Raw genomic sequence first — 24,502 nt, forward strand, 5'->3', positions numbered from 1 at the left:
TCATCCCCGCCTCTTCCGGAACAGTTCGCCCGGGTCGGGCAACCCGAGCGCGAGCGCGGCGCGGCTCTGGTCGGACAGGTCACCGATGACCCGTCGTTGAGGGAGGGGGGAGAGCCTGATCACGGTCGGGGTCGCCAGGATGCGGTTCTCCTCGGCCAGTTCGGGCTGCTGCATGACGTCGATCACTGTGAGGTCGTAGCCGTTCACCAGCAGGGATTCGCACAGCGTCCGCAGGTTCGACCGCGCGGCGTCGGACCGTTCCGTCGGTCCCGCCACGAAGAGCGTGAAGGAGTACGCGTCCGGTCCGCGGCGCGTTCGTGGGTCGTCGGCATTACCCATGGCGAAGCCCCCCACCCTACGGCTTACCCCTCTGCCTCAAGTTACGCAGCGACGCAGACGTCTTCCAGGGTCCTGCCGCACGGGGAGGGGCCGTTCTCGGACACGGCGGCGCCCCGCGCGGCTACGATCGGATGACAGGCCCGTTCGGGCTTTCCCACGAGGACTTCCCATGATCCGAGTACTTGTGGTCGAGGACCAGCGGACGCTGGCGGACGCGCTGGGGATCGCGATCGACGCTCAGCCCGACCTCACCTGCGTCGGTACGGTGGCGTCGGTCGAGGAGGCCCTTCCCCTCGTCGCCGCGCACAGCCCCGACGTGGTGCTCATGGACATCCACCTGCCGGGCGCCGACGGCATCGAGGGCACCCGGCGGGTCAGGGCGGGACACCCCCGCACCCGGGTGCTCATGCTCACCGGGGACACCGACCCCGGCCGGCTGGTGGCCGCGACCTCGGCGGGCGCGGCCGGGTTCCTCGCCAAGGACAGCGCGTTCCCCGCCGTGCTCGCGGCCATCCGGGCCCCGGCCGAGGGGCCGATGTACGTCGAGGAGTCCACCCTCGGCATCCTCGTCGCGGCGCTCGGCCCTTCGGCCGGTGACCCGGACCCGCCCCGGCGCGGCGGCGACCGGACCGGACTCACCGCGCGGGAGCGGGAGGTCCTGCGGCTGATGGGCCGGGGTCTCGGTCCCGGGGCGATCGCCGAGCGGCTCGTGGTGAGCCCGCACACCGCGCGCGGCCACGTGAAGCGCGTCATGGCGAAGCTGGGCGCGCACAGCCAGCTCGAGGCGGTCGTCGTCGCCGTCCGGTCCGGGCTGCTCCGGATGTCCGCCGAGGACCCCGAGGAGCACCGAGGGGCCCCGGAGCCTTGAGTGGACGGGCTCGGTCGGCCCGGCCGAACGGCCGACCAGAACGGCCCAAGTGAGCTGTTTCATCAGCCCACTTGGGTCTATGAAACGCGGCGCCACGCTCTCTAGCATGACTGGTGCGTGGCCGGTCATCTCGCCCGCCGACGCCGGGACTCCCCCGCTGACAAGGACAGACGAGGGCGCTGGCCCCCCGACGGCCACCACCGTGACTTCCGTGAACGGGTCCCGTACACACGCGTGTACGGGACCCGATGCATGGCCCTGGCGCGCGACAGGCGCCGAAGCGGATCCGCCCGCATCCCGCACCGCCCCACTTCTTGCTGAAAATGGGCCGCTCTCGTGCCGGGCGGGCACGGGCGGCGGCAAAGTGGCCACAGGGCGTGCGCCGTGCCCCGTCGGAGTGGGCCAGGCGCGGCCCGAGTACCGAGGGAAGTGATCGACATGGCACAGCCGAAGCGGGACGAGCAACTGGCGCGGGCCTTCTTGGAGCTGGCGGACACCCTGGTGGACGGGTTCCACCTGGTCGACTTCCTGCACGTCATGACCGACCACGTGGTCGAGCTGCTGGACGTGGCGGCGGCCGGGTTGGTCATGGTCGACGCGCAGGGACGGCTCGTGGACGTCACCGCCTCCACCCACACCGCACACCAACTCGGAGAAGAACAGGTGGAGTTCGACGAGGGCCCGTGCCGGGACTGCTGCTCGCGGCACGAGAGCGTCGGCCCCGTCGACCTGACCCGGCAGGAGGCCGTCGACCGGTGGCCGCGGTTCACCAAGGCGGCCCGCACCGCCGGGTTCGGCGCCGTGGCCGCGGTGCCGCTGCGGCTGCGTGAGGAGGTGATCGGGGCGCTGAACCTCTTCCACACCGGCCCCGACGCCCTGCACCCGGCCGACCTGCGCCTCGGCCAGGCCCTGGCCGACGCGGCGACGATCGGCATCCTGCACCAGCGCCTCGCCCACGACCAGGCCGAGCGGGTCGGCCAGTTGCAGACCGCGCTCAACAGCCGGATCGTGATCGAGCAGGCCAAGGGAGTCCTCGTCGCCCGTCTCAACCTCCCGCCCGACGCGGCATTCGGCCGACTTCGCGCCCACGCGCGAAGCAACCGGCGGTCACTGACCATGCTGTGCGCGCAGGTCGTCGAGGGCACCGCGGACATCGAGCTGTTCGCCGCGCCTCCCGACGCCCCGCAGCACCCATGACACCCGCCACCCACCGCGGCCCGCATCACCGCGCGCACTGCGTCCGTCAGCCAAGGAGCCCCGCCGTGCCCGCACCCGACCTCACCACGCTGCTCACCGCGGCCACCGGAGCCAGCCAGGGTCTCGCGGCCCTGCCGCCCGCCTCCTGCGCGGCCGCGCTCGGCCTCGACGGCCTCACCATCTCCCTGCTCAACAAGGCCGGCCTCGAACTGATCTGGCACGACCCCGCCGACACCGCCGGCATCGCCTTCGAAGACCTGCAGTACACCCTCGGCGAGGGCCCCACCGGCGACGCCGCCCGCACCGGCGAGCTCGTGATCGTGCCCGACCTGCGCGCCCTGCCGGAAGACCGCTGGCCCGCCCTGCTGCCCGCCGCCCGCCGCCTCCCGCTCCGCGCCGTGTTCGCCCTGCCGCTGCACCTGGGCGCCATCCGCCTCGGCGCCCTCACCGGCCACCGCGCCGCTCCCGGCCGCCCCACCCGTAGACACATGTCCGACGCCCTCGCCCTCGCCGAGGCCGCCACCCTCATCCTGCTCACCCCCGAGGGCACCAGGGACATCAGCAGCGACAACCCACTGCCCCTGCACCGCGCCCTGATCCACCAGGCGGCGGGCGCCATCACGGTCCGCCTCGGCATCCCCATCGACCAGGCCCTCGCCCGGCTACGGGCCTACGCCTTCACCCACGACCGCCCCCTCCTGGCCGTCGCCCATGACGTCGTCCACCATGAGTCGCACCTGGACAACTCGCCCATCTGACCGGGCTGTCGGGGTGGAACCCGGGATGGGTTCCACCCCGACGCACGGGTGGGCGGTGGAACTCGCCGCAGGCCCTCAGCGGGGGCCCGGCGAACCCGCCCGCCCCGACGTCCGTACCGCCCCCACCGTCTTCAGGAGACGGTCCGCCGGTTCGCGGAGCCGGGGGTGGGCGAGCACCGTGTTGCGCAGGCCGCGGACCGGGCGGCGCCAGAGGCGGTGGGCCACGGCGACCGGGTGCGGGCGGGTCACGAAGCCCTCGCAGACCCGCAGTTCGCGGGTCTTGAGCCAGTCCTTGTACTCCTTGTCGCCGCGCCCCAGGTCCATGATCCGCACGCCTTGGCGGCCCGCGGCCTCGGCCATCCTCAGGTGCATGATGAGGCCGGGCGAGTAGTAGCGCAGCTCCGGGTCGTAGGCCGTGAACCAGGCCGCGAACACCGTGCGCGACCTCGGCCCGAAGTGCGCGGCCACCGGCCGGTTACCGGCGTACACCACGGACAGGACGCCGGTGAAGTGCTCGTGTCTGACCTGGAACAGGTGGTTCACCAGGTCCACGATCCACGGCTTCGCGAACCGGTCCATCCGGGCCGTCCTGCGGTACTGCGCCGACTTCCAGTCCATGAGGCGGCGCAGCACCCTCGGGTCGCGGTCGTCGAAGACGAACCGCATCTCGCCGAGGTCGCGGGCGAGGCGGCGCTCCTTCTTGAGGGTCGTCTTCGCGAGTCCGGGGTACGAGGACCGCAGCCACTGCGCGTAGTCGCTGCCCCCGGCGTCCCCGGAGCCCTCGAAGTCCCCGCCGTCCTCCGCGTCCCCGTGCTTCAGATCCACCACCGGGGACGCGAACGTCCCCGTGACGTACTCGCCGAACGGTTTCTGCTCCTCGACGAGATGGTCGAACTCGAAGACGGAGAGACCACAGGCCCGCAGGAGTTCCTGCGGGTCCCAGGTGATCCCGGGGCGGTGCACCAGGCCCTGGCAGTCGGAGAGGCCGAGGCCCACCGCCCGCCCGACGCCGAAGGCGTTCCGTTCGTAGGGGAAGAAGCCGACCGGCTCCCCGCCCTCGTGCATGATCGCCACCCGTGCCCCGCCCCGGCAGTGGCCCACTCCGGCCGCGAACTCCGGTGCGAGGAACGGGTTGGCGTATTCGGGCGACTCCTCCATCGCCCGGTACCAGGCCCCGCGGAGCGACGGAGTCAGCTCCTCGGGCCTGTGGTTCGTTATGTCCACCTCAGTTCGACCGCCCTTCCACAGGCTCCGCGAGGGACGTCCCGGTCGCAGTGCGGGCCCGTAGGGCGTGTAAGACGCGTGGATCGGTGCTCGTGCGTCGCATGGGCGACTGCTCCCCCCAGTTCCCCCTGACGCGCCTCGTGCGCGTCGTGTCATGTGTGGTTCCGGTAGCGCCCTTCCTCTTCGCCGAAGTCCCTTGCTTCCCGGGCCCGTCCGGCTTGCCGATGGCCCACGCCGAGTACCCCCTCGTGGTCCGGTACACCTCAAGACTGCCGCTCATCGCCGAGGGGCGAGGGGGAAGTTCCGTTCTGTTGGTGCCTGAGGCGTCCCGTCGGGGTGTCGTGGCCGCGTGTTCACGTCCGCTTCCGCAACCCGTTCAACAGCACCGCGCCCCGCTCCGCGTCGTCCACCGACACCGCGAAGTCCTTTCCCCGGGCCCGGATCACCAGGCACTCCCCCGCCCGCAGCATCACCGTCGTACCGAGGCCGCTGAGGCGGTAGCCCCAGCCGCCCACCTGGGACGGCTTGCGGTGTTCGGCGTGGGCCGACTCGATGTCGGCGGCGCGCCAGCGGCGGGCGGGCCGGCCCAGGGGGCCGAAGGCGACCTTCAGGCCGTCCCCGGTCACCAGGACCTGGACGGAGGCGCAGCAGAGGGTCGCCACGCAGACAAGGGCGAACGGGATCGCGAGACCCCACAGGGACCCCGTCACCCCAGCGGCCGTCAGCGCGAGGGCGACCAGGGCCACCACCCCCGCGACCGCGGCGAGCGCGTACAGCCACGGGTTGGCCGTGCGGGCCGCCCAGAGCACGTCGCCCGCACGCGCCCCGCCCGTCTCCCCCACACCGCCGTCACCGATACCGCCGCCGCTGCCGTTACCGTTCATGGCGCCCCCTCGATCGACTCGGTCAAACTGTACGAGGCGGGCCTGACCTGCCCAAGTGCCCCCAAGTCACCGGGCCCTGCCCCACTGTTACGCGCCGCTGACACCTCCGCGCACAACCCTCCTTCCCCGCCGGGCACTCTCCTGGATCATGGGGACACACGCGCAACGCGTACGCGCGCACGCGAAGAGGATCACGACCCGGACGCGGCGTCGGCGGCGGCGGTTCGTCGACTATCCGCGACAAGGACGCCGGGGCGCACGGCGGTGGTTGCCGTCGTGGCGGCAGTGGCTGGGAAGTCTCCTGCTCGGCACCGGCGGACTCGCGGGGCTCTTCACGTACGTGTACGTCACCGTGGACATACCGGACGAGAACGCGGCGGCCAGCCGCGAGGCCAACGTGTACTACTGGGCCGACGGAACGCAGATGGTCAGCACCGGGGACGTCAACCGGCAGAACGTGGAGCTCGACGACGTCCCGGAGTCCGTACGGGACGCCGTCATCGCCGCGGAGAACGCGAGCTTCTACAGCGACTCCGGGGTGTCGCCGATGGGGCTCGGGCGGGCCGTGGTCAACATGGTCAAGGGGCAGGAGACGCAGGGCGGTTCCACCATCACGCAGCAGTACGTGAAGAACACCTACCTGTCGCAGGACCAGACGATGACGCGCAAGGTGCGGGAGTTCGTCATCTCGCTGAAGGTGGACCAGAAGAAGACCAAGGACGAGATCCTGCAGGGGTATCTGAACAGCAGCTGGTTCGGGCGCGGGGCCTACGGCATCGAGGCGGCGGCGCACGCGTACTACGGGGTGCCCGCGCGGCAGTTGAACGCCAGCCAGGGCGCCGTGCTCGCCGCCCTCCTCAAGGGCGCCGAGATGTACGACCCCTCCGGTGGCGCCGCCAACCACCGCCGGTCGAAGGCCCGCTGGGCCTGGATCCTGGACCGGCAGGTCGCCGTCGGCCGCATGAGCGCCGAGGAGCGCGCCCGGTACAAGAAGTTCCCCGAGCCGCAGAAGGAGTCCCGCTCGACCAGCCTGAGCGGGCACTACGGCCAGACCGGCTACCTCGTCGACATCGCCAACAAGTACCTGAAGCAGCGCACCGGCCTCACCGACAAGGACCTCGCCCGCGGCGGCTACAAGATCCACACCACCTTCGACAAGCGCCGCGTGCACCAGCTCGCCCGCACCGCCCGGAGCGCCCTCGACGGCCTCGACCCCAAGAAGCGCCCGCAGGACAAGGGCGTCCAGGTCGGCGCGGCCTCCGTGCGCACCCAGGACGGCGCGCTCCTCGCCGTGTACGGCGGCCCCGACGCCACCCGCCACTTCAGCAACAACGCCGACACCTCCGGCGTCCCCGCGGGCTCCGCGTTCAAGCCGTTCGTGCTGGCCGCCGCCCTCCAGGACGGGCTGCGCGCCGACAGCAAGGGCCCTGGCGGGCTGACTCCGGGCGAGGCCATGGTCGAGGGCGGCAACGCCACGTACCAGCAGCTCGGCAAGAAGATCGGGATGCGGCGGGTGCGGGACACGGCCGTGGACGCGGGGATGCTGGAGGCGAGCATGGCGCGGCCCGACGACTCGTTCCCGCTCGGCACGTCCACGCCGAGCGCGGTGCGGCTCGCGAGCGCGTACGGCACGTTCGCGCGCGGCGGCCTCCAGCACGACCCGTACTCCGTGACGTCGGTGACCCGGGACGGCGACGCCGAGGGGGACGGCGAGGAGCGCGAGCAGATCGAGGGGCTCGAACCGCCGCGCACCCGGCGCGCCCTGGACTCCCGCGTCGCCACGCAGGTCGACACCGTGCTCCGGGACGTCGCGAAGGACAGCCTCGGCAAGGTCTCCACCGTCGACGGCGCTCCCGTCGCGGCGGGCCGCACCAACGACCAGGACCGGCTGAAGTCGGCGTGGTTCGCCGGGTACACGCCCAAGGTGTCCACCGCCGTGACCCTGTTCCGGCTGCGCCCGCGCGACCCGCTGCTGCAGCCGCTGTCCGACGTGGGCGGCCGCGGGTCCCGGCACGGCAACGCCCTCACCGAGCGGATCTGGCGCGACTCCCTGCTCGGCGTTGACCTTGCCCCTGGGTCAGGGTCGAAGCTCGGGGCGCCGAAGGCAGCCGCCTTCGGTGACCGGTGACCGCCGGTCACGGATGATGACCACGTGGACGCAACCGGCAGAGACCCAGCACCCGGCGGAGACCCGGAGCCCGGCGGACGACGGGAGCCCGGCAAAGAGCCCGGACCCGGCAGGGAGCCCGGACTCCTGAGCATCGGCGCCTTCGCCGCCCGCACCCGTCTGTCCGCCAAGGCCCTGCGCCTGTACGACCGCCAGGGCCTGCTTCCCCCGGCGTACGTGGACGGGGCGACCGGCTACCGCTACTACCGGCCCGAACAGGTCGAGCGGGCCCGTGCCGTCGCGCTCCTCCGGCGCCTCGACATGCCGCTCGCGGACATCGGGGCGGTCGTGGGGCTCGACGGCGCGGCCGCGGCGGCGGCGCTCGGGACGTACTGGGCCGGGGTCGAGGAGCGGATCGCCGCCCAGCGCACCCTTGTGGACTACCTCCGTGGCCGGCTGGCAGGAAGGAGTCCCGCCATGTACGGCAAGTTCGAGATCCGCACCACCGACGTCCCCGAGGCGTTCGTCCTCTGCGAGCGGCGCCATGTGTTCACCCATGAGCTGTCCACCTGGATCGACGCCTCCTTCGAGCGCCTCGAACGGGTCGCCGATGAGCTCTGCGGCGGGGTCACGGCCGCGCCGTTCGTCATCTACCACTCCGAGGTCACCGAGGACAGCGACGGCCCCGCCGAGGCCTGCGTGCCCGTCGCCGACCCGGCGGCGGCCCGTGCCTGGGCCGAGGCGCAGGGGCGGCAGCGGGACGTCCGGGCCCGCGTCGAGCCCGCCCGGCGCCTCGCCTACGCCCGCATCACCAAGGCGCAGGTCGCCTACCCGCAGATCATCGGCGCGTACGACGCCGTCGAGGAGTGGATCGAGCGGGAGGGGCTGGGCCAGGCGGGCCCCTGCCGCGAGGTGTACTTCACGGACTGGGACGCGGCGGGGCCCGGGGACGACGTGTGCGACGTGGCGTACCCGGTGGCGTGAGCGGTCCGGCGCGGCGCCGGGTGGCCGCGTGCCGGACATGACGGTCAGTCACTTCCGTTACGGATTGCCGTACTTCACTTGATGCCGCACGGGCGTCAACGCCCGCCCGCCGCACCTATCCTGGTGAGACATGAAGGGGGACGGGACCGGCACCCGCCCCAACTCGACGGGGACCGAGTCGGGTTGGGGCGACGAATCGCGCCCGGAGTCGTCGCTGCCGCCCCTGTTCGTCGCCGGTCCCCCGCTGCGCGCCGCCCGGGTGGTGCTGCCCCCGGAGAGCCCCGACCCGACCGTCCTGCCGGAGATCACCCTCCTCGACCGGGCGGTCTCCCGCGGCGACGACCCGGACGCGCTCGACGGCCTGCCGCTGCCGCCGGACCGGCTGCTCGCCGGGCAGTACCGGGTGGTGCGGCCGCTCGGGTACGGCGGCATGGGCGAGGTGTATCTGGCCCTCGACACGAGGGTCGGCGGGCGCGAGGTCGCCATCAAGATCCTGCGCCCGGAGAACGCCCCGGACGTCTGCCGAGGGGGCGCCGCCCCGCGCGCCGCGCCCGACTCCTCCGAACACCCCCTCGCGCGCGAGCGGCAGGAGCTGGTCGAGCTCAACCACGAGGACATCATCCGGGTCTTCAACTACGGGCACCATCCGGACGTGGGCGACTTCCTCGTCCTGCAGTACGTCGACGGTCCGACCCTCGAGGAGGTGCGGGCCCGCGCCCAGTTGTACCCGGAGGAGTTCGGCGGCTCCCGCTTCTACGAGTTCGTGCTCGCGTACGGGGTGCGGTTCCTGGCCGGGCTCGGGTATCTGCACGCTCCCGAACGCGGCAAGGTGTACGGGGACCTGAAGCCGTCGAACGTCATGCACGACGGGTCCGCCGTCAAGTTCGTCGACGTCGGCAGCGTGCGGCGGGCCGGGGCGCCCGGGCTCACCTCCACGGACTACCGGGCGCCGACCGTCGGCCCGTGCGGCGAGTCCACCGGCCCCGACGACCTGTTCAGCCTCGGCGAGACGCTGCGCCACCTGTGCGGGCTCGGCGACCTGGACGAGCTGGCCGCGCTCCCGCCGCTGCCCGGCCCGGACGACCCGCCGGAGCCGCCGCGGCCGCCCGCGGACCACGCCACGCCACGCATGACGGTGCCGCTGCCGCCCGACGGCCTCGGCCTCGGCCTGCTCTCCCTCGCCCGCGCGCTGCGCCGGGCCACCCGCCCCGAGCGGGCCGACCGGTTCGCCACGGCCCGGGAGATGGACGAGCAACTGCGGGGCGTATTCCGCGAGTTGCGCTCCCTGCGCCTGCACACGGAGACGTTCGAGCCGTCCCCGCTGTTCCTCCAGTCGGCGTACGCGCTCGACGGCGGCCTCGGGGTGCCGCCGCCGTTGTCGCGGTGGGTGGCCCCCCACCCCGGCCCGGCCCCCTACGAGGCCCCCCGACCCGGCGACCTCGCCAAGGAGCTGCCCGTCCCCCGGCCCGATCCCGACGACGCCCACCACGCGGAGCTGAGCCGGCTCGGCGACGACGACCCGGACGCGCTGCTCCAGCACACCGCGGAGTGGCCGGGGTCGCCCGAAGTGCAGTTGCTGCGCTGCCGCCTGCTGCTGCGGGTCGCGCTGCGGCCGGGCGCGCAGGTGCCGCCGCGCCTCCACGACGCCTCCGTCGCCCTCGTCCGCGCCGAGCGGGCGATCGGGCCCCGCGCGGCCCCGTACGACTGGCGGCTCGCCTGGCACCGCGGGCTGCTCGCGCTCGCCGCCGACGACGTACCGCTCGCCCGCGGGCACTTCGACCGGGTGTACGCCGCCATTCCCGGCGAGTACGCGCCCAAGCTGGCACTCGGCCACTGCGCGGAGCGGCTCGGGCGGTGGCGGGAGGCGCTCACGTTCCACGAGGCGGTACGGGTGCGCAATCCCTCGCTGGGCGGGGCGGCGTTCGGGGCGGCGCGGGCCCGGATCGCCCTGGGCGGGCCGAGGGCGCTCGCCCACGCGGTCGAGGCGCTGGACGCGGTGGCGCAGCACTCGCGGTACCGGACGGCGGCGCGGGTCGCGGCGGTGCGGGTGTGCGCGGACCACGCGCGGGGCGCCGAGGACCTCGCGGAGGTGGTGCGGCGGCTCGGGCGGCTGTTCTACGCGCACGGGCTCACCGACGAGCAGGCGCGGCTGCGGATGCGGGCGCAGGTGTGGGAGGTGGCCCGGGCGCTGCTGAGCGGGGGCGCGGTGTCCGCCGAGGGGCTGCGGGACGTGGCCCGCGGGGCGGACGTCCGGCTGCGCTTCCCCGGGTCGGAACGGCAGGTCCGGGTCGACCTCTCCCGCTTCTGCGTGGGCCTGGCCCAGGAGGCGGCCCGCGACCCGGGCACCCCCCTGGCCGAACTCCTCCTGGACCGCGCCTACGCGATCCGCCCCTTCGGCCTGCGCCACCACAGGGGCCCTCGATGACCCCGGCCCTCCCGGCCCGCGCGGGTCCGGACGCGGGCGCGGCCGGGCCGGGCTCGGGCGCGACGGAGCCAGGCGCGGAAGCGGCCGGGCCGGGCTCGGGCCCGACACAGCCAGGCACGGAAGCGGCCGGGCCGGGCTCAGGCTCGACACAGCCAGGCACGGAAGCGACCGGACCAGACCCGAACCCGACACAGCCAGGCACGGGCGCGGCCGGGCCGGGCTCGGGCCCGACACAGCCAGGCGCGGAAGCTGCCGGGCCGGGGCGGCGGCGCGGCCGGAGGCCCGCGTGAAGGCGTCGGTCCTGTGGAAGTGGGTGTGGGCGCCCCGCGTCCGGGGTTGCCGCAACCACGCCTACCTGCGGGAGCGGCTCCTCGCGCTGCCCCTCCTCACCGCCCTCGCCTTCACCCCCTTCGCCTGGGCCTACAGCACCGTCCGGGCCGACGCCGCGTACATCCAGGACCGCGCCGCCCCCGCCCTCGGCGACCTCGCGGACGCCCGCGCCTCCCTCCAGATCGCCGACGGCGAGGCCGCCGACAGCCTGCGCGCGGGCCGCGCCGTCGAGCTCAGCGGTCTGAGCGAGCGCTACCGCACCCGCACCACCCGCGCCACCCAGCGCCTGAACCAGGTGGCCCGCAGCGGCGCCCTGTCCACCTCCGAGCGCCAGGACCTCGACGTCGTCTCCGGCCTCGTCGCCGACTACGGCACCTGGACCGCCTGGGCCCAGGCCAACGCCTCCGACCGCGCCCTGCGCGAGGCCTCCCTCGCGTACGCCCGCAGCATCCTGTGCTCCACCCGCCAGGACCCCGACACCCTCGTCTGCCGCCCCGCCACCGGCTCCACCGCCACCGCCGTCGTCGACCGCGTCACCGCCCTCGAACGCGCCCTCCAGGACCGCATCGCCGACCGCGCCGCCCCCGGCGCCGACGTCATCGCCGCCTTCGCCGTCTCCGGCGTCGCGGTCCTGTTCCTGGTCCACGGCCTGTGGCGCACCCAGGTCTTCCTCCACCACCGCTTCCGCCTCTACGTCAGCCTGCCCCTGCTAGCCGCCGCCCTCCCCCTGTGCGCCCTGCCCCTGCTCGCCACCGACGCCGTCCTGGTGCAGCGGTCCCAGCGCGCCGCCGAGTCCACCGCCCACGCCCTGTCCGCCAAGACCTCCCCGCGCATCGAGTCCGCCGCCGAGGCCCACCCCTTCACCGCCCCCGACCGGTACGTCATCGCCGCCCTGGAGGACTCCGTGGACCGCGAACTGGCCGAAGGCCGCCTCGCCTTCCTCGACGCCGCGCCCGCCTGGGTGCTCCCCGCGGGCCTGCTCAGCGCCGCCGTCACCGGCGCCACCCTGCACTCCTACCGGCGCGAGTACGTCCGCCTCACCCGCCCGGGGGCCGCCCCATGACCCGCCGCACCCGCCGCACCCGCCGTACGGCCCTCGCGTCCGGGCTCACCGCCCTCGCCCTCCTCGCCGCCCTCACCAGCGGCGGCTGCGCCACCGAGGGCCGCGACACCCTGGTCGTCCTCGGTCCGTGGACCGGCGCGGAGGGCATCGCGTTCGAGGCGATGCTGAAGCGGCTCGACGACGGCACCGGCAAGACGTACGCCTACCGCGGCACCCGCTCGCTGCGCGAGACCCTGGTCGCGCAGCTGGAGGCCGGTGACCCGCCGGACGTCGCCGTCCTCAACAGCCTGGGCGAGCTGACCGAGTACGCCCGCGGCAACCGCCTCGAACCCCTCGACACCCCCGGCCATCCGCCCTGGGCCCCCCGCGTCGACATCAACGGCTCCCGCCGCACCTACTGGGTCCCTCTGAAGGTCGACCTGAAGAGTCTGGTCTGGAGCAAGAAGGAGAAGGGGGGTGGGGGGCGGGGTGGTGTGCCCCGGTGGTGCGTGGGGCTCGCCTCGCAGGCCACCTCCGGCTGGCCCGGCACCGACTGGATCGAGGATCTGGTCCTGCACCGGTCCGGCCCCGACGTCTACGCACGGTGGGCGGCCGGCCGGCTGAGCTGGCGCAGTCCCGAGGTGCGGGGGGCCTGGACCGCGTGGGCGCGGCTGCTCGGCGAGCGGTCCAAGAAGACGGTCGACCTCTCGCTCACCACCTCGTACGAGGGGACCCCGGATCCGGACGCGGAGCGGCCGCGCCCGCGGGGGCTCCTGAACTCGCCGGAGCTGGACTGCACGCATGAGCACCAGAGCGCCTTCATTCGCTATCTGTATGCGAACGCAAAGGGTAAAGAGGGCGCAAAAGAGAGTGGTGGCGGGGGTGTGCGGGTGGACCCCTCGGCCCGGTTCCTGCCGGGACCCGCCGCCCACGACGACGCGTACGAGGTCGCGGGCGACATGGCGGCCGCCTTCCGGGGCGGCCCGGCCGCCCGGGAGCTGGTCGAGCGGCTCTCGGGCGGCGAGGCGCGGCGGCTCTGGCACGAGGAGGCCGAGCCGGAGCTGCGGCCGTTCTTCCCCGGCGCGGGCGACCCCCGGCCGACCGACCCGGGCGGCGACGAGGTCGCGGCGATCCTCACGGGCGGGGCGAAGGCACTGTGCTTCGACGCCTCGGACGCGATGCCGCCCGCGCTGCGGGACGCCTTCCACCGCGCGGTGCTCCGGTACTTCCGGGCACCCTCGGCCGCCCGCCTGGACACCCTCCTCGGCCAGCTGGACACCGTCCGCGCGGAGACCGGCGGCGGGACCCTCGCCCCGGACCTCCTCTGCGCACCCCCCGCGACGGGGTGAGCCGCCCCACACGTCCGCCCCGCGGCCCCCTCCGACCTGGCCCGGAATGACCTGCAGGAACAGACATTCGGTTGCATACTGGCGTGGACCGGGCCCACGGGGTCGCTGTCTGCCAACCATTCCGCAGCGGTTAGCGTCTACTCCGAAGGAGTTGCCCCAGCCAGCCGAACGGACCGCCGACCGTGGCCTCTGCCGAACTGTCCTCCCCGTCACTCAGCCGAGCCGACCGGGGCAGCGGCATGCGCGAACCCTGGTACGAGCGGTACCGCATGCCGCTGATGATCATGGCGGGCCTGCTGCCGCTGTACCTGCTGTGGTGGACGGTCTTCGCGACCGGCGGCGGCGACCTCGCGGCGCAGGAGGCCTGGGCGGGCTTCGCCCGGCGCTACCCGGGCTCGGCGTACAGCCTCTTCTGGTACGGCGGTCTGCACACCGCCAACTACAGCGTCATCTCGCCGTACCTCATGGCCGCGTTCGGCGTGCGGACGGTGGCCGCGGCCTCCGGGCTCGCCGCCACCTGGATGGCCATCGCGCTGATCATGCGCAGCGGCATCCGCAAGCCGCTGTGGCCCTCGATCGTCGTCGGCTTCTCGCTGTGGTGCCAGGTCGTGTGCGGCCGCGCCACCTTCATGCTCGGTGTCGCGTTCGGCGTCGGCGCGGTCCTCGCGGCCACCGGACCCACCAACCGGCTGCGGGTCGCGGCCGCCACGGCCTGCGCGGCGCTCGCGACCATGGGCAGCCCGGTCGCGGGCCTGTTCCTGGTCGTGGTGGGCGCCGCCCACCTGCTGAAACGCCAGTGGGGCCCGGCGCTCGCCCTGATCCTGCCGCCGTTCGTCGTGGTCGGCCTGACCACCTGGCTGTTCCCCTTCGAGGGCGAACAGCCGATGGCGTTCATCCGGATCTTCCCGCCGGTGCTGCTCTGCGGGGTCGTGATCCTCGCGGCGCCGCGCTCCTGGAAGCTGCTGAAGATGGGCGCGGGGGTGTACGCGGTGGGCGTGGTGCTCACCTGGCTGATCCCCACGCCGATCGGCACCAACGTGGAGCGCTTCGCCGAGATCGCCGCCCCGCCGATACTGCTCGCCGCCGTCCTGAACCGGAAGTTCCCCTCCGTGCGGCTGCTGCGGCCGAGCGGCAAACCGCGGCACATCTGGCAGCGCACGGTGCTGATCTGCGCCATCGTCCTGTCCCTCATCTGGGTGTCGGTGAAGACGACCGCCGACATAGTGGCGTACACGAAGGTGCCCACCTGGGCCGTCGAGACCGACGGAGTCGTCAAGGAACTCAACCGCCTGGGCGCCGAACGCACCCGCGTCGAGGTCGTCCCGGCCCGCGACCACCGCGAGGCCGCCGTCCTGTCGCCGTACATCAACATGGCGCGCGGCTGGAACCGGCAGGCCGACGTGGAGCGCGGCCGCCTGTTCTACGAGGGCCGGCCGGTCTCCGAGGTCAAGGAGGGCATGTTCTCGTCGTCCTCCTACCGCGCCTGGCTGAACCACTGGGCCGTCGGCTTCGTGGTGCTCTACAAGGGCGACGGCCGCCCCGACGGCGCCGCCGAGCGCGAGCACGACCTGGTGACCAGCGAGCCGAGCTATCTGGACCAGGTCTGGCACGACGACAACTGGCGGATCTACCGCGTCAAGGACGCCGTTCCGCTCGTCGACAAGCCCGGCTCCGTGGTGACCGCCGACGGCGCCCACCTCACCGTCCGCATGTCCGAGCCCGGCTCGGTCACCGTCCGCGTCGCCTACTCGCCGTGGCTGTGGGCGGAGGGCGGCTGCCTCTACAAGGAGGGCGACTTCACGCGCCTGACGGTGAAGAAGCCGGGCGACGTGCGGATCGCGTCCAACTACGGGGGCCCGTCGGGACCGCAGCCGAAGTGCGAGCCGGAGCCCGACAAGGACTAGCGCGTCAGGCGTACGAGACCGGGCGTACGGGATCGGGCGTACGACAAAGGGGGTGGGGGCAAGCCGTCCGGCTCGCCCCCACCCCCTTTTCGTCCCGCGTCAGCTCACGCGGGTCAGCTTCGCGCCCAGGCCGGGCTCGGAGAGGTTCTTCTGCAGGGCCACGGGAACCTTGATCGCGCCGCTGGTGGTGCCGTCACCGACGAGCAGGCGGCCGACGACCGTACCGGCCTTCGCGGAGTGCGGGGGCGTCTTGCCGCCGTCCGACAGCTCCGTCTTGACGGTCAGGCCGGACCAGCCGACGGCGGTGACGTCCTTGGTGGCGACGACCGGCGTGGTGCCGCCGAGGCCGTCGTCGATCTCGCCGACGACCTCGCCCTTCTTCACCACGGTCTTGGCCTTGAGGGCGTCCTGCCCGGCCGCGATCAGGTCCTTGGTGACGTTGGTGACCAGGTCGATGTTGGCCACGCCGTTCGAGCCGAACTGGGCGAGGGCCGCGCCGATGACCATGTGGGTCTTGCCGCCGACCCGCTTCTCCGCGGCGAAGAGGATGTTGCCGCCCGCGGCCGAGGTGGTGCCGGTCTTGATGCCGATGGCGACGGTCGGGACGAGACCGAAGTAGTTGTCCTGCCGGTCGCCGTTGATGTCCTCGTAGCTGCGCTGGCCCGCGATCTCCTTGAAGGTCGGGTTCTCCATCGCCACGCGGCCGAGCTTCACCAGGTCCTCGGCGGTCGACACGGTCGTCTTGTCGAGGCCGCTGGGGTCCGTGTAGTGCGTGTTCTTCATGCCGAGTTCCTTGGCGGTCTTGTTCATCTTGGCGACGAACTTGTCCTCGGAACCCTTGCCGTCCCAGCGCGCGAGCAGCCGGGCGACGTTGTTGGCGGACGGCAGCATCACGGCCTGCAGGGCCTCGTACTGGGTGAGCTTCTGGCCCTTGGTCACCTTGACCACGGACTCGTTCGCCGGCTTGCCCTTCTCGTAGTGCCGCTGCGCCTCGGCGTCGACCTCGATGGTCTTGCCGTCCCCGCCCTTCTTGATCGGGTGGTCGCGCAGGATCAGGTAGGTCGTCATCACCTTGGCGATGCTCGCGATCGGCACGGGCTTCTGGTTCCCGGACGAGCCGAAGCTGCCGATGCCGTCGACGTCCATGGCGGCCTGGCCGTCCTCGGGCCACGGGATCGACGGCTTGCCGCCCTCGAAGGAGTGCGTCGTCGCGGCCGTCAGCGTCAGCTTCGGCTCGGGAAGCGGACGCAACGCCTGTGCGACTGCGAACACAATCGCGAGGAGCACGACGAGCGGCGTCCAGATCTTGACCCGGCGCACGATGGTGCGGGTCGGGGTCTCCGGGGGCGGCGGCGTGTTCGTCAGCTCGGCGAGCAGGTCGAGCGGCGGGAGGGGCGGCAGGGGCTGCTGGCTGGTGCGGTCCTCCGGCGGGGGCGCCTGGACGGGGGTGCCCGCTCCCGGCGGGGCCTGTTCGGGCGTGCCCGCCGGGGCCGGCGTCTGCGCGGCGGCCCACGCGGGCACGGCCTTGCCCTCCCGGCCGGGCTTCGTGCCCGGCGCGGGCTGCGCCTTCGGCTCGGGCTTCACGCGGGGCTCGTCGAGCGGCTTGAGCGCGACGAACTTGCTGGTCCGCTCGGACTCCGACTCGGCTGCCCCGGGTGCACCTGCGGGCTTGGCCGCGGGCTTCGACGCGTCGCCGGACGCGGTCTTGCGCTCGGGTACGTCGCCGAGCTTGAGCATCGTGGTCGGCTGGTCCACGCCCGCGGAGCCGGGGCGGACGGCCTTGAAGACGGCGGTGGCCTGGTCGAGCCCGTTGCCGGGGGCGTCGGGCTTGTCGTCGGCGTCGGGCTTGGCGCCGGGCTTGTCGTCGCCCTTGGCCGGGGCCTTGGCGTCCGCCTTGGCATCCGCCTTCGGCTCGTCGTCGGCCTTGGCATCACCCTTGGCGTCGGCTTCGGGCTTCGGGTCGGCCTCGGGCTCGGGCTTCGGATCGGCGGCGGACTTCGGCTCGGCGGCGGACTTCGCGGTGAGCGTCAGGGTGGCGTCGGACTTCGCCGGGCGCTTCGGCGCGGCGTCGGCCTCGGCGGCGGGCTCCGGGTCGGCGTCGGAGTCCGTCCCGGCGGCGCTCCCGGGCTCGGCGTCGGCCTTCGGCTCGGCTTCGGCCTTCGAGTCGGCGTCGGCCTTCGGCTCCTCGGCGGCCTCCGGCTCGGCGGCAGCCTCCGGCTCGGCGGCGGACTTCCCGTTCGCCCCCGGCCGCACGGTCGTGAACACCGCCGTGGCCCGGTCAACCCGGGGGTCACCAGGGGCGTCCCCGGCGTCGGCGGACTCGTCGGCCTCGGCCTTCGCGCCCTCGTCGGCACCGTCAGCGTCGTCGTCGGCGTCCTCGGCGTCGTCCACCCGCGGCTCGGGCCGGGCAGCCGTGAACACGGCCGTGGCCATGTCGACCGCGGACCCCGCCGCCTCGGCGTCGTCCTCGTCGTCACCCCCGGCCACGCCGGAGGAGGAACCTTCCGGCTCGACCGGCTCGACCGACTCGACGGACTCGACCGAGGAGGAACCTTCCCCCTCAGCCGGGCCGGAACCCTCAGCGGCCTCATCCGCCCCAGAAGCGGACCCGGCCCCGGAGGCGGCCCCGGAGCCAGACCCGGACCCGGACTCAGCGTCGGCCCCGGACTCGGCGCCGGACTCGGTTTCCTCGGATCCCGCCACCCACGCGGCAACCGCCGCGCGCAGTCGTGCGTCTCCCTTGGCGTCGCCCGGCGTGGAGCCGACCGCGGAACCGGACGCCGACGAGGCGTCGTCCGCACCGTCCGAGGCGCCCCCGCCAGAAACCGTCTTAGACCCGTCGGGGAACTCGCCCGCCACCGATGCCTCCTCGTACTTGCCGTACTCGCCACGCCCAACCATGGCCCGGACCCGCTGTCCGAACCATGTCCCAGTGTCCTGTGTGAGGGCTTAACCCCCGTGGTAGACGAGAACGACATACCTACTGGTTCCCGTACGTACCGCCCACGCACTCTCGACAGACCAATGTGAGAGGGGTCACCCTGTCATTCATCCACGCGGGGAGGCATGGATGGGCAGGAGCCGCAGAACAATTCCGGAGGAGCTTCTGCTGCTCGCTCTGGACCCGGCCACGGGTACCACAGCGCAGCCGCAGTCGCTCGACCTGGGTCTGGCCGGAGCGCAGCTAGTAGAGCTGGCACTGGCCGGACGGATAGCCCCTGACGGGGATCGTATCGCCGTGGTGATGCCACGGCCGACCGGAGATCCGACTCTGGACTCCGCACTGGAACTGCTGCGCAGGCGCGGCAGCCCGGTTCGGGCCGTCCACTGGATCGGCGGGCCCCGCCTGGGGCTGCGCCAGACCTACCTTTCGCATCTGGAGCGGTGCGGCATGGTGCATGCCGTGGCGGGTCAGATGTGCGGGGTACTGCCGACGACTCGCTATCAAGCGACGGACACGGCGATCAGCCGGGAAATCAGGTCCCGGCTGGATTCGGCGATCCGCACCGGCGTCCCGCCGGACCCGCGGACCGCGGCGCTCGCCGCGCTGGCCCACGCGGTCGGACTCGGCAAGCACCTGTATCCGGGCAACGAGGGACGCTCGTCCCGCTCCCGGCTGCGCGATCTGATCAGGCACGACCCGATGGGCGGCCTCGTGGCACACGCCGTGATGGACGTCCAGAACGGTGTGGCGGCGCAACCGCGCCGCAGTCCCGCGACCGCGGGGCAGGGCGGCGGGCGTCAGCCCGCGCAGACGGCGCGGACCGCACCGGACCCCGGCAGGGTTCCGATGCAGCCACGCCGGGGTGCGGGAGCCATGGCCCGCGCCGTGGCCCACTGAACCGGCCGCGCCCGCGGCACACGCGTCATCCGCGCCACCGCACCGCAGTCCCCCAGACCCGGTTCGGGAGCCGCTGAGCCGCGCGGCCGGGGCACCGCGGCGTCCACGACGGACGCCGGTGCCCCGGCCGCGCGGCCGCAACCGCCTCATGGGGCACGCCTGTTGGGGCGTTGCGCTCGGCGCACGCCGCGCCGGCACCCCACACGCCGCTGTTCTGCTGTTTCCCAGCGCCGAGTTGACCCGTGGTGGCACTCTGCATGGCAGCAGACACGCAAAGTAGAGGCATAGTGCCGGAGGTGCACGTCCCGTGGCGTCCAACGTCAATCCCACCGTCAGGCGACGCCGGCTCGGCCAGGAGCTGCGTCGGCTGCGCGAGCTGAAAGGCATGACGGCCGAAGAGGTGGCGGAGCGGCTGCTGGTCTCGCAGTCGAAGATCAGTCGCCTGGAGAACGGCCGCCGCTCGATCAGCCAGCGCGACGTCCGCGACCTCTGCGGGGTGTACGAGGTCGAGGACCACCGGATCGTCGACTCGCTCATGCAGATGGCCAAGGACTCCCGCCAGCAGGGCTGGTGGCACTCCTTCGGCGACATCCCGTACAGCGTCTACATCGGCCTGGAGACGGACGCGGCGTCCTTGCGCGTCTACGATCCGCAGGTCGTCCCCGGCCTGCTCCAGACCAGGCCGTACGCGGAGGCGCTGATCACCGGCGCGCTGCCGGAGACCACTCCGACGGACATCGAGAAACGGGTGCAGGTCAGGATGCGCCGCCAGGAGCGCATCGCGGCGCCGGACAATCCGCTGCGGCTGTGGACCGTCCTGGACGAGTCCGCGCTGCGCCGCGTCGTCGGCACCCGGGCGCTGATGCGTGAGCAGTTGGAGTATCTGGTGGAACAGTCCCAGCTGCCGCACGTCACGGTGCAGGTGATTCCGTTCGACATGGGCGCGCATCCGGGTCTGAACGGTCAGTACGCGATTCTCGAGTTCCCGGACGCCTCGGATTCCAGCGTGGTCTACATCGAGGGCGTCACGAGCGACCTGTATCTGGAAAAGGCGAATGACGTGCAGCAATACAGCGTCATGTACGAGCATTTGCGGGCACAGGCGCTGAATGTGGATCAGTCCCGTCAGCTGATCGCGGACATCGCCAAGGAGTACGCCCGCTGAGGCCCAGCTCGTGAAAGCGCCGCACAGTACACCTTCGCCACAGCGTGATGGAAGACCCCTCTGGAATATGCCATCCGGTTGAGTGAACGACCCATCCGCCGGTCGATGTTGGCGAGTAGCGTCATTCACGCCAACAGCAAGAACGTTGGCGTATACCGCTCTCAGGCGGTTACAGCAATTCACCGACTGCGCAAAACGGAGCAAACATGGCAATCCAGCAAGGTGCCTCGCACGCTTGGACCAAGTCTTCCTACTCCACCGGGAACGGCGCCTGCGTCGAGGTCAAGTCCCCCGTGACGCACGCGATCTCCGTGCGTGACTCCAAGGTCACCGACGGCGCGGTCATCGCCTTCCCCGCGGACTCCTGGAACGTCTTCGTGGCCGAGGTCCGGGACGGTAACCACGACCGCGGGTGATACGTGCCACCGACACAACCGCATAGCACCACCGCATGAGCCCTCTCGACTGGTCCGCCGTCCTGGCCGAGGGGGCTCGGCCTTGCCCGCCGCTTGTCCGCTAGCGGAGCCGGTCCACGTACCGGTCCGTCCCCGGCACGGTCGGGACGAACGGCGCCACCAGCTCCACCCGCCCGAGGCCCGACTCGGCGACCTGCTCGACGGCCCCGGCGAACCGCCCGTCCCAGCACTCGCGCGGATCGCACTCCAGGAACCACAGCAGGGTCAGCCGGGTGTCGACGCCCTCGACCTGCTTCACGTACGTCATCCGGTCGCCCGGCAGCGGTGTCGGCCTGAAGACCGTCACCAGGGCGGCGGGTGAGCCCGCGAGGGCGCGCGGGAGCCGCCGGGCCAGCAGCCACTCCAGGAGTTCCGGGCGCAGCTCGGGGCTCTCGGCGTCGATGACTTCGAGGACGAGCCCCTGGTAGGGGTGGTCGAGGGCGTGGAAGTCGCGCGGCCCGGCGGCGCCGTCCCGGTACACGGTGGCCTCGTGGTCCTGGAAGGCCGTGAAGACGTGGGTGCGGGCCTGGTGGACGCGGCCGTCGCGGTTGAGGCGCTTGTTGATGCCGACGGTCCACTTCATGTGGTGGTCGTAGCGGCCCTCGGTGATCCAGTACGTGGAGAGGTAGCAGCCGGCCGTCACGGGCTGGGCGACCGCCGACTTCTCGGGCAGGCGCAGGAGTTGCAGATCGCGGGTCGCCACCCAGCGCCGTCCCGCGTACATCCACGGCATCGCCATCGCGCCCGCGTAGTAGTGGTCGTCCTCGTACCAGCGGTTGTAGGCGTACTCCTGGCCCGGGTGCGGCTCGACCATGGTGATCAGCGCATGGCCGGGGCGCACCCCGTAGGGACCGACGGCGGCCAGCTCGCCGTACACCTCGGCGTGGGTGTCCTCAGTCACAGATCTCCCCTTCCTTCCTCCGTTGGACGCCCATACTCTGACGCCCCGTCAGGAAAACTGCCAGAGTCCGGAGGTTCCTCATGTCACTGCTCGACGGCAGGACCGTGATCGTCTCGGGGGTCGGCGCGGGGCTCGGCCACGAGGTCGCCGCCGCCGTGGTGCGCGACGGCGGCAACGCCGTGCTCGGCGCGCGCACGAAGGAGAACCTCGCGCGGTCCGCCGCCGAGATCGACCCGGACGGCGAGCGCGTCGCGCACCGGCCGACGGACATCACCGACGAGGGCCAGTGCGAGGCGCTGGCCGCGCTCGCCGTCGAGCGGTTCGGGCGGATCGACGCGCTGGTGCAGGTCGCCGCCTGGGACAGCTACTTCGGCGGCCTGGAGGACGCCGACTTCGCCGCCTGGGACGGCATCCTGGACGTGAACCTCCTCGGCTCGCTACGGATGACCCGGGCCTGTCTGCCGCACCTCAAGGAGCGCGGCGGCTCGGTCGTCCTGATCGGCACGCAGTCGTCGGTGGCCGCGCCCTCGCAGGTGCGGCAGGCGGCGTACGCGGCATCGAAGGGCGCCCTCGTCTCGGCGATGTACTCCCTCGCGCGCGAGCTGGGCCCGCACCGGATCCGGGTGAACACCGTCCAGCCGGGCTGGATGTGGGGGCCGCCGGTGGAGGCGTACGTGAAGTTCACCGCGCACACCGAGGGGGTGCCGGAGGCGGAGGTGAAGCGGCGGCTCACCGAGCGGATGGCGCTGCCGGAGCTCGCCACCGACGGGGACGTCGCGGACGCCTGCGTGTTCCTCGCCTCCGACCGGGCGCGGGCCATCACCGGCCAGTCACTGCTGGTGAACGCGGGCGAGCTGATGCGCTGAGGCCCGGTCCCGGACACGCCCCCGAGGGGTGGCCGACAGGTCCCTCTTCGGGGGCTTTCGCCCCCCTCCCTCAGTCACGTATCTGAACCAAGGTCGTCAACTCGAACGATTTTACTTCCTCTTGACCATGCGGGCGGTTGTCCACGCCCTCCCGCCGAACCGACTATGAGCGGGCACTTCGCGGCCGTTCAGGCGTCGTCACAAGGAAGTGGGCGCCGTTTCAGCGGAGTTGACCGAGTTCACAAGTCGGACCCCTGGGAGGGGCAATGAACGGTCTCGACTGGGCCGTGCTCATCGCGTATTTCGGCGTGATGGTCGCGATCGGCGTCTGGTCCCACAAACGCGTGGACAACGTCAGTGACTTCTTCACGGCCGGCGGGAAGATGCCCTGGTGGCTGTCCGGCATCTCGCACCACATGTCCGGCTACAGCGCGGTGATGTTCACCGGCTACGCGGGCATCGCCTACACCTACGGCGTCACGTCCTTCATCACCTGGTCGTTCCCCATCGCGATCGGCATCGCCATCGGCGCCCGCCTCTTCGCACCGCGCATCAACCGCCTGCGCTCACGCCTGCACGTCGCGTCGCCCCTCGAATACCTGAAGAACCGCTACAACCTGAAGACCCAGCAGGCCCTCGCCTGGTCCGGCATGCTCCTGAAGATCGTGGACGTCGGCGCGAAGTGGGCCGCCATCGCCACCCTGCTCTCCGTCTTCACCGGCGTCTCCCTCAACCAGGGCATCCTCATCACCGGCGTGATCACCGCGATCTACTGCACGATCGGCGGTCTGTGGGCGGACGCCCTCACCGAGCTGGGGCAGTTCATCATCCAGCTCCTCGCCGGTGTCGCGATGTTCGTGGCGGTCGTCGCCAAGCTCGGACCGTACGGCGGGTTCTTCGGCGTGTGGGACGAGCCCGAGCTGGACGGCCACGCGAAACCGCTGGTCGGACCCTACGGCACCGTCTTCCTCCTGGCCTTCCTCTTCATCAAGCTCTTCGAGTACAACGGCGGCATGCTCAACCAGGCCCAGCGCTACATGGCCACGGCCAACGCCCGCGAGGCCGCCCGCTCCGCGAAGCTCTCCGCCGTCCTCTGGCTCGTCTGGCCGCTCGTCCTCTTCTTCCCCATGTGGATGTCGCCGCTCCTCGTCGACGCCAAGAAGCCCGACGGCTCCGACTCCTACGCCCTCATGACGGAACAGCTGCTCCCCCACGGCCTCCTGGGCCTGGTCATCGTCGGCTTCTTCTCCCACACCATGGCCATGTGCTCCTCCGACGCCAACGCCATCGCGGCCGTCTTCACCCGTGATGTGGCGCCCGTCCTCTCCAAGCGGGCCCGCGCCTGGACGGACCACGCCGGGCTCATCGCCGCGCGGCTCACCACCGTCGTCTTCCTCGGCCTGTCCATGGCCGTGGCCACGCAGGTCAACTCGCCCGCCTTCAAGGACATCATCACCGTCGTCATCAAGTGGGTGGCCGGCCTCATGGGCCCCATCGCCATCCCGATGATGCTCGGCCTGCTCCGCCCGTTCCGCCGCTCCGGCCCGACGGCCGCGCTCACCAGCTGGGGGCTCGGCCTGCTCGCCTTCTGGCTCGTCAACTACCCCATCCACTGGAACGTCGACGGCGGCGTGCCCCTCCAGTACCAGGTCTCGATCCCCCTGGCCGTCTCCCTGATCCTCTACATAGCGATCGGCTACATCAAGCCGGAGGACACGCCTGAGCGGGACGCGCTGATCGAGCGCATCAACACGGACGACGACGGCTCGGCCTCGGCGGTTCTTCCCACCCAGCAGGAGCCCGCCTCGCCCAAAACCGTCAGCTGACCCTGGCCCCTGGGCCTGCACCCCAGCCCCCATTACC

19 protein-coding genes are annotated in these 24,502 nt (G+C 72.4%); 14 read left to right on the forward strand and 5 right to left on the reverse strand.

Annotation, left to right across the window (positions count from 1 at the left end; genetic code table 11):
- Positions 1 to 339: a circadian clock KaiB family protein gene (locus ACFVHO_RS18845; RefSeq protein WP_385715461.1), complete on the reverse strand. Its 339-nt coding sequence runs from the start codon at positions 337 to 339 to the stop codon at positions 1 to 3.
- 169 nt (positions 340 to 508) lie between these two features.
- Between ACFVHO_RS18845 and ACFVHO_RS18850 the strand changes: the two genes are divergently transcribed.
- The 3 genes from ACFVHO_RS18850 to ACFVHO_RS18860 all read left to right on the forward strand — a co-directional run bounded on the left by ACFVHO_RS18850 (position 509) and on the right by ACFVHO_RS18860 (position 3,162).
- The gene (locus ACFVHO_RS18850; RefSeq protein ID WP_385715464.1) at positions 509 to 1,207 is read left to right on the forward strand and encodes a response regulator; all 699 of its coding nucleotides are present in this window, start codon (positions 509 to 511) and stop codon (positions 1,205 to 1,207) included.
- A 438-nt stretch (positions 1,208 to 1,645) separates the two neighbouring features.
- A complete protein-coding gene (locus tag ACFVHO_RS18855) occupies positions 1,646 to 2,404 on the forward strand; it encodes a GAF and ANTAR domain-containing protein (RefSeq protein ID WP_385715467.1) in 759 nt (252 codons plus the stop codon).
- A gap of 65 nt (positions 2,405 to 2,469) precedes the next feature.
- Entirely contained in the window at positions 2,470 to 3,162 is a 693-nt protein-coding gene (locus ACFVHO_RS18860) for a GAF and ANTAR domain-containing protein (RefSeq protein ID WP_385715470.1), read from the forward strand.
- Between the two features lie 75 nt (positions 3,163 to 3,237).
- Here ACFVHO_RS18860 and ACFVHO_RS18865 read toward each other — a convergent pair whose 3' ends face one another.
- Together ACFVHO_RS18865 and ACFVHO_RS18870 are read right to left on the reverse strand one after the other, a co-directional pair.
- Positions 3,238 to 4,386, reverse strand: coding sequence for a GNAT family N-acetyltransferase (locus tag ACFVHO_RS18865; protein WP_385715473.1), 1,149 nt, complete (start codon positions 4,384 to 4,386; stop codon positions 3,238 to 3,240).
- Positions 4,387 to 4,739: 353 nt separating this feature from the next.
- Complete coding sequence (locus tag ACFVHO_RS18870; RefSeq protein WP_385715476.1) at positions 4,740 to 5,270, reverse strand: hypothetical protein; 531 nt, start codon at positions 5,268 to 5,270, stop codon at positions 4,740 to 4,742.
- A 148-nt stretch (positions 5,271 to 5,418) separates the two neighbouring features.
- Between ACFVHO_RS18870 and ACFVHO_RS18875 the strand changes: the two genes are divergently transcribed.
- The 6 genes from ACFVHO_RS18875 (at position 5,419) to ACFVHO_RS18900 (ending at position 15,411) form a co-directional block, all read left to right on the forward strand.
- Positions 5,419 to 7,398 (forward strand): transglycosylase domain-containing protein, encoded by a 1,980-nt coding sequence (locus ACFVHO_RS18875; protein ID WP_385715479.1) that lies wholly within the window; start codon positions 5,419 to 5,421, stop codon positions 7,396 to 7,398.
- A 126-nt stretch (positions 7,399 to 7,524) separates the two neighbouring features.
- On the forward strand, positions 7,525 to 8,361 hold the full coding sequence (locus ACFVHO_RS18880; protein ID WP_385715577.1) for a MerR family transcriptional regulator: 837 nt from the start codon (positions 7,525 to 7,527) through the stop codon (positions 8,359 to 8,361).
- Positions 8,362 to 8,491: 130 nt separating this feature from the next.
- Positions 8,492 to 10,786, forward strand: coding sequence for a tetratricopeptide repeat protein (locus ACFVHO_RS18885; RefSeq protein WP_385715480.1), 2,295 nt, complete (start codon positions 8,492 to 8,494; stop codon positions 10,784 to 10,786).
- A gap of 286 nt (positions 10,787 to 11,072) precedes the next feature.
- On the forward strand, positions 11,073 to 12,179 hold the full coding sequence (locus ACFVHO_RS18890; protein ID WP_385715483.1) for a hypothetical protein: 1,107 nt from the start codon (positions 11,073 to 11,075) through the stop codon (positions 12,177 to 12,179).
- The gene (locus tag ACFVHO_RS18895) at positions 12,176 to 13,507 is read left to right on the forward strand and encodes an alpha-glucoside ABC transporter substrate-binding protein (RefSeq protein ID WP_385715486.1); all 1,332 of its coding nucleotides are present in this window, start codon (positions 12,176 to 12,178) and stop codon (positions 13,505 to 13,507) included. The genes ACFVHO_RS18890 and ACFVHO_RS18895 overlap by 4 nt, the downstream gene beginning before the upstream one ends.
- Positions 13,508 to 13,746: 239 nt before the next feature.
- Positions 13,747 to 15,411 (forward strand): hypothetical protein, encoded by a 1,665-nt coding sequence (locus ACFVHO_RS18900; protein WP_385715489.1) that lies wholly within the window; start codon positions 13,747 to 13,749, stop codon positions 15,409 to 15,411.
- 99 nt (positions 15,412 to 15,510) lie between these two features.
- On the opposite strand, the gene ACFVHO_RS18905 is transcribed toward ACFVHO_RS18900, so the two are convergent.
- Positions 15,511 to 18,312, reverse strand: coding sequence for a D-alanyl-D-alanine carboxypeptidase (locus tag ACFVHO_RS18905; protein ID WP_385715492.1), 2,802 nt, complete (start codon positions 18,310 to 18,312; stop codon positions 15,511 to 15,513).
- A 169-nt stretch (positions 18,313 to 18,481) separates the two neighbouring features.
- Between ACFVHO_RS18905 and ACFVHO_RS18910 the strand changes: the two genes are divergently transcribed.
- From ACFVHO_RS18910 to ACFVHO_RS18920, 3 genes are all read left to right on the forward strand, one after another.
- Positions 18,482 to 19,252 carry a GPP34 family phosphoprotein gene (locus ACFVHO_RS18910; protein ID WP_030359361.1) on the forward strand — a complete coding sequence of 257 codons (771 nt, stop codon included), beginning with the start codon at positions 18,482 to 18,484 and terminating at the stop codon, positions 19,250 to 19,252.
- A 307-nt stretch (positions 19,253 to 19,559) separates the two neighbouring features.
- Complete coding sequence (locus ACFVHO_RS18915; RefSeq protein WP_385715495.1) at positions 19,560 to 20,417, forward strand: helix-turn-helix domain-containing protein; 858 nt, start codon at positions 19,560 to 19,562, stop codon at positions 20,415 to 20,417.
- Positions 20,418 to 20,623: 206 nt separating this feature from the next.
- Positions 20,624 to 20,833 (forward strand): DUF397 domain-containing protein, encoded by a 210-nt coding sequence (locus tag ACFVHO_RS18920; protein ID WP_385715498.1) that lies wholly within the window; start codon positions 20,624 to 20,626, stop codon positions 20,831 to 20,833.
- Between the two features lie 100 nt (positions 20,834 to 20,933).
- Here the strand turns inward: ACFVHO_RS18920 and ACFVHO_RS18925 are convergent, their stop codons facing one another.
- Positions 20,934 to 21,773: a hypothetical protein gene (locus ACFVHO_RS18925; RefSeq protein WP_385715500.1), complete on the reverse strand. Its 840-nt coding sequence runs from the start codon at positions 21,771 to 21,773 to the stop codon at positions 20,934 to 20,936.
- Between the two features lie 80 nt (positions 21,774 to 21,853).
- Between ACFVHO_RS18925 and ACFVHO_RS18930 the strand changes: the two genes are divergently transcribed.
- Positions 21,854 to 22,639, forward strand: a complete 786-nt coding sequence (locus tag ACFVHO_RS18930) for an SDR family oxidoreductase (RefSeq protein WP_385715503.1) — start codon at positions 21,854 to 21,856, stop codon at positions 22,637 to 22,639.
- A gap of 266 nt (positions 22,640 to 22,905) precedes the next feature.
- The gene (locus ACFVHO_RS18935) at positions 22,906 to 24,465 is read left to right on the forward strand and encodes a sodium:solute symporter family protein (protein ID WP_385715506.1); all 1,560 of its coding nucleotides are present in this window, start codon (positions 22,906 to 22,908) and stop codon (positions 24,463 to 24,465) included.
- Positions 24,466 to 24,502 lie beyond the last annotated feature (37 nt).

The sequence above is a fragment of the Streptomyces sp. NPDC127108 genome, from assembly GCF_042677545.1.
Classification (GTDB): Bacteria; Actinomycetota; Actinomycetes; order Streptomycetales; family Streptomycetaceae; genus Streptomyces.

What these genes read in the sequence shown, in the direction of transcription:
- ACFVHO_RS18845 (WP_385715461.1), bottom strand. Translation starts at nt 339, where the DNA reads ATGGGTAATGCCGACGACCCACGAACGCGCCGCGGACCGGACGCGTAC.
- ACFVHO_RS18935 (WP_385715506.1), top strand. Translation starts at nt 22,906, where the DNA reads ATGAACGGTCTCGACTGGGCCGTGCTCATCGCGTATTTCGGCGTGATG.
- ACFVHO_RS18885 (WP_385715480.1), top strand. Translation starts at nt 8,492, where the DNA reads ATGAAGGGGGACGGGACCGGCACCCGCCCCAACTCGACGGGGACCGAG.
- ACFVHO_RS18920 (WP_385715498.1), top strand. Translation starts at nt 20,624, where the DNA reads ATGGCAATCCAGCAAGGTGCCTCGCACGCTTGGACCAAGTCTTCCTAC.
- ACFVHO_RS18930 (WP_385715503.1), top strand. Translation starts at nt 21,854, where the DNA reads ATGTCACTGCTCGACGGCAGGACCGTGATCGTCTCGGGGGTCGGCGCG.
- ACFVHO_RS18905 (WP_385715492.1), bottom strand. Translation starts at nt 18,312, where the DNA reads ATGGTTGGGCGTGGCGAGTACGGCAAGTACGAGGAGGCATCGGTGGCG.
- ACFVHO_RS18910 (WP_030359361.1), top strand. Translation starts at nt 18,482, where the DNA reads ATGGGCAGGAGCCGCAGAACAATTCCGGAGGAGCTTCTGCTGCTCGCT.
- ACFVHO_RS18895 (WP_385715486.1), top strand. Translation starts at nt 12,176, where the DNA reads ATGACCCGCCGCACCCGCCGCACCCGCCGTACGGCCCTCGCGTCCGGG.
- ACFVHO_RS18900 (WP_385715489.1), top strand. Translation starts at nt 13,747, where the DNA reads ATGCGCGAACCCTGGTACGAGCGGTACCGCATGCCGCTGATGATCATG.
- ACFVHO_RS18850 (WP_385715464.1), top strand. Translation starts at nt 509, where the DNA reads ATGATCCGAGTACTTGTGGTCGAGGACCAGCGGACGCTGGCGGACGCG.
- ACFVHO_RS18875 (WP_385715479.1), top strand. Translation starts at nt 5,419, where the DNA reads ATGGGGACACACGCGCAACGCGTACGCGCGCACGCGAAGAGGATCACG.
- ACFVHO_RS18855 (WP_385715467.1), top strand. Translation starts at nt 1,646, where the DNA reads ATGGCACAGCCGAAGCGGGACGAGCAACTGGCGCGGGCCTTCTTGGAG.
- ACFVHO_RS18870 (WP_385715476.1), bottom strand. Translation starts at nt 5,270, where the DNA reads ATGAACGGTAACGGCAGCGGCGGCGGTATCGGTGACGGCGGTGTGGGG.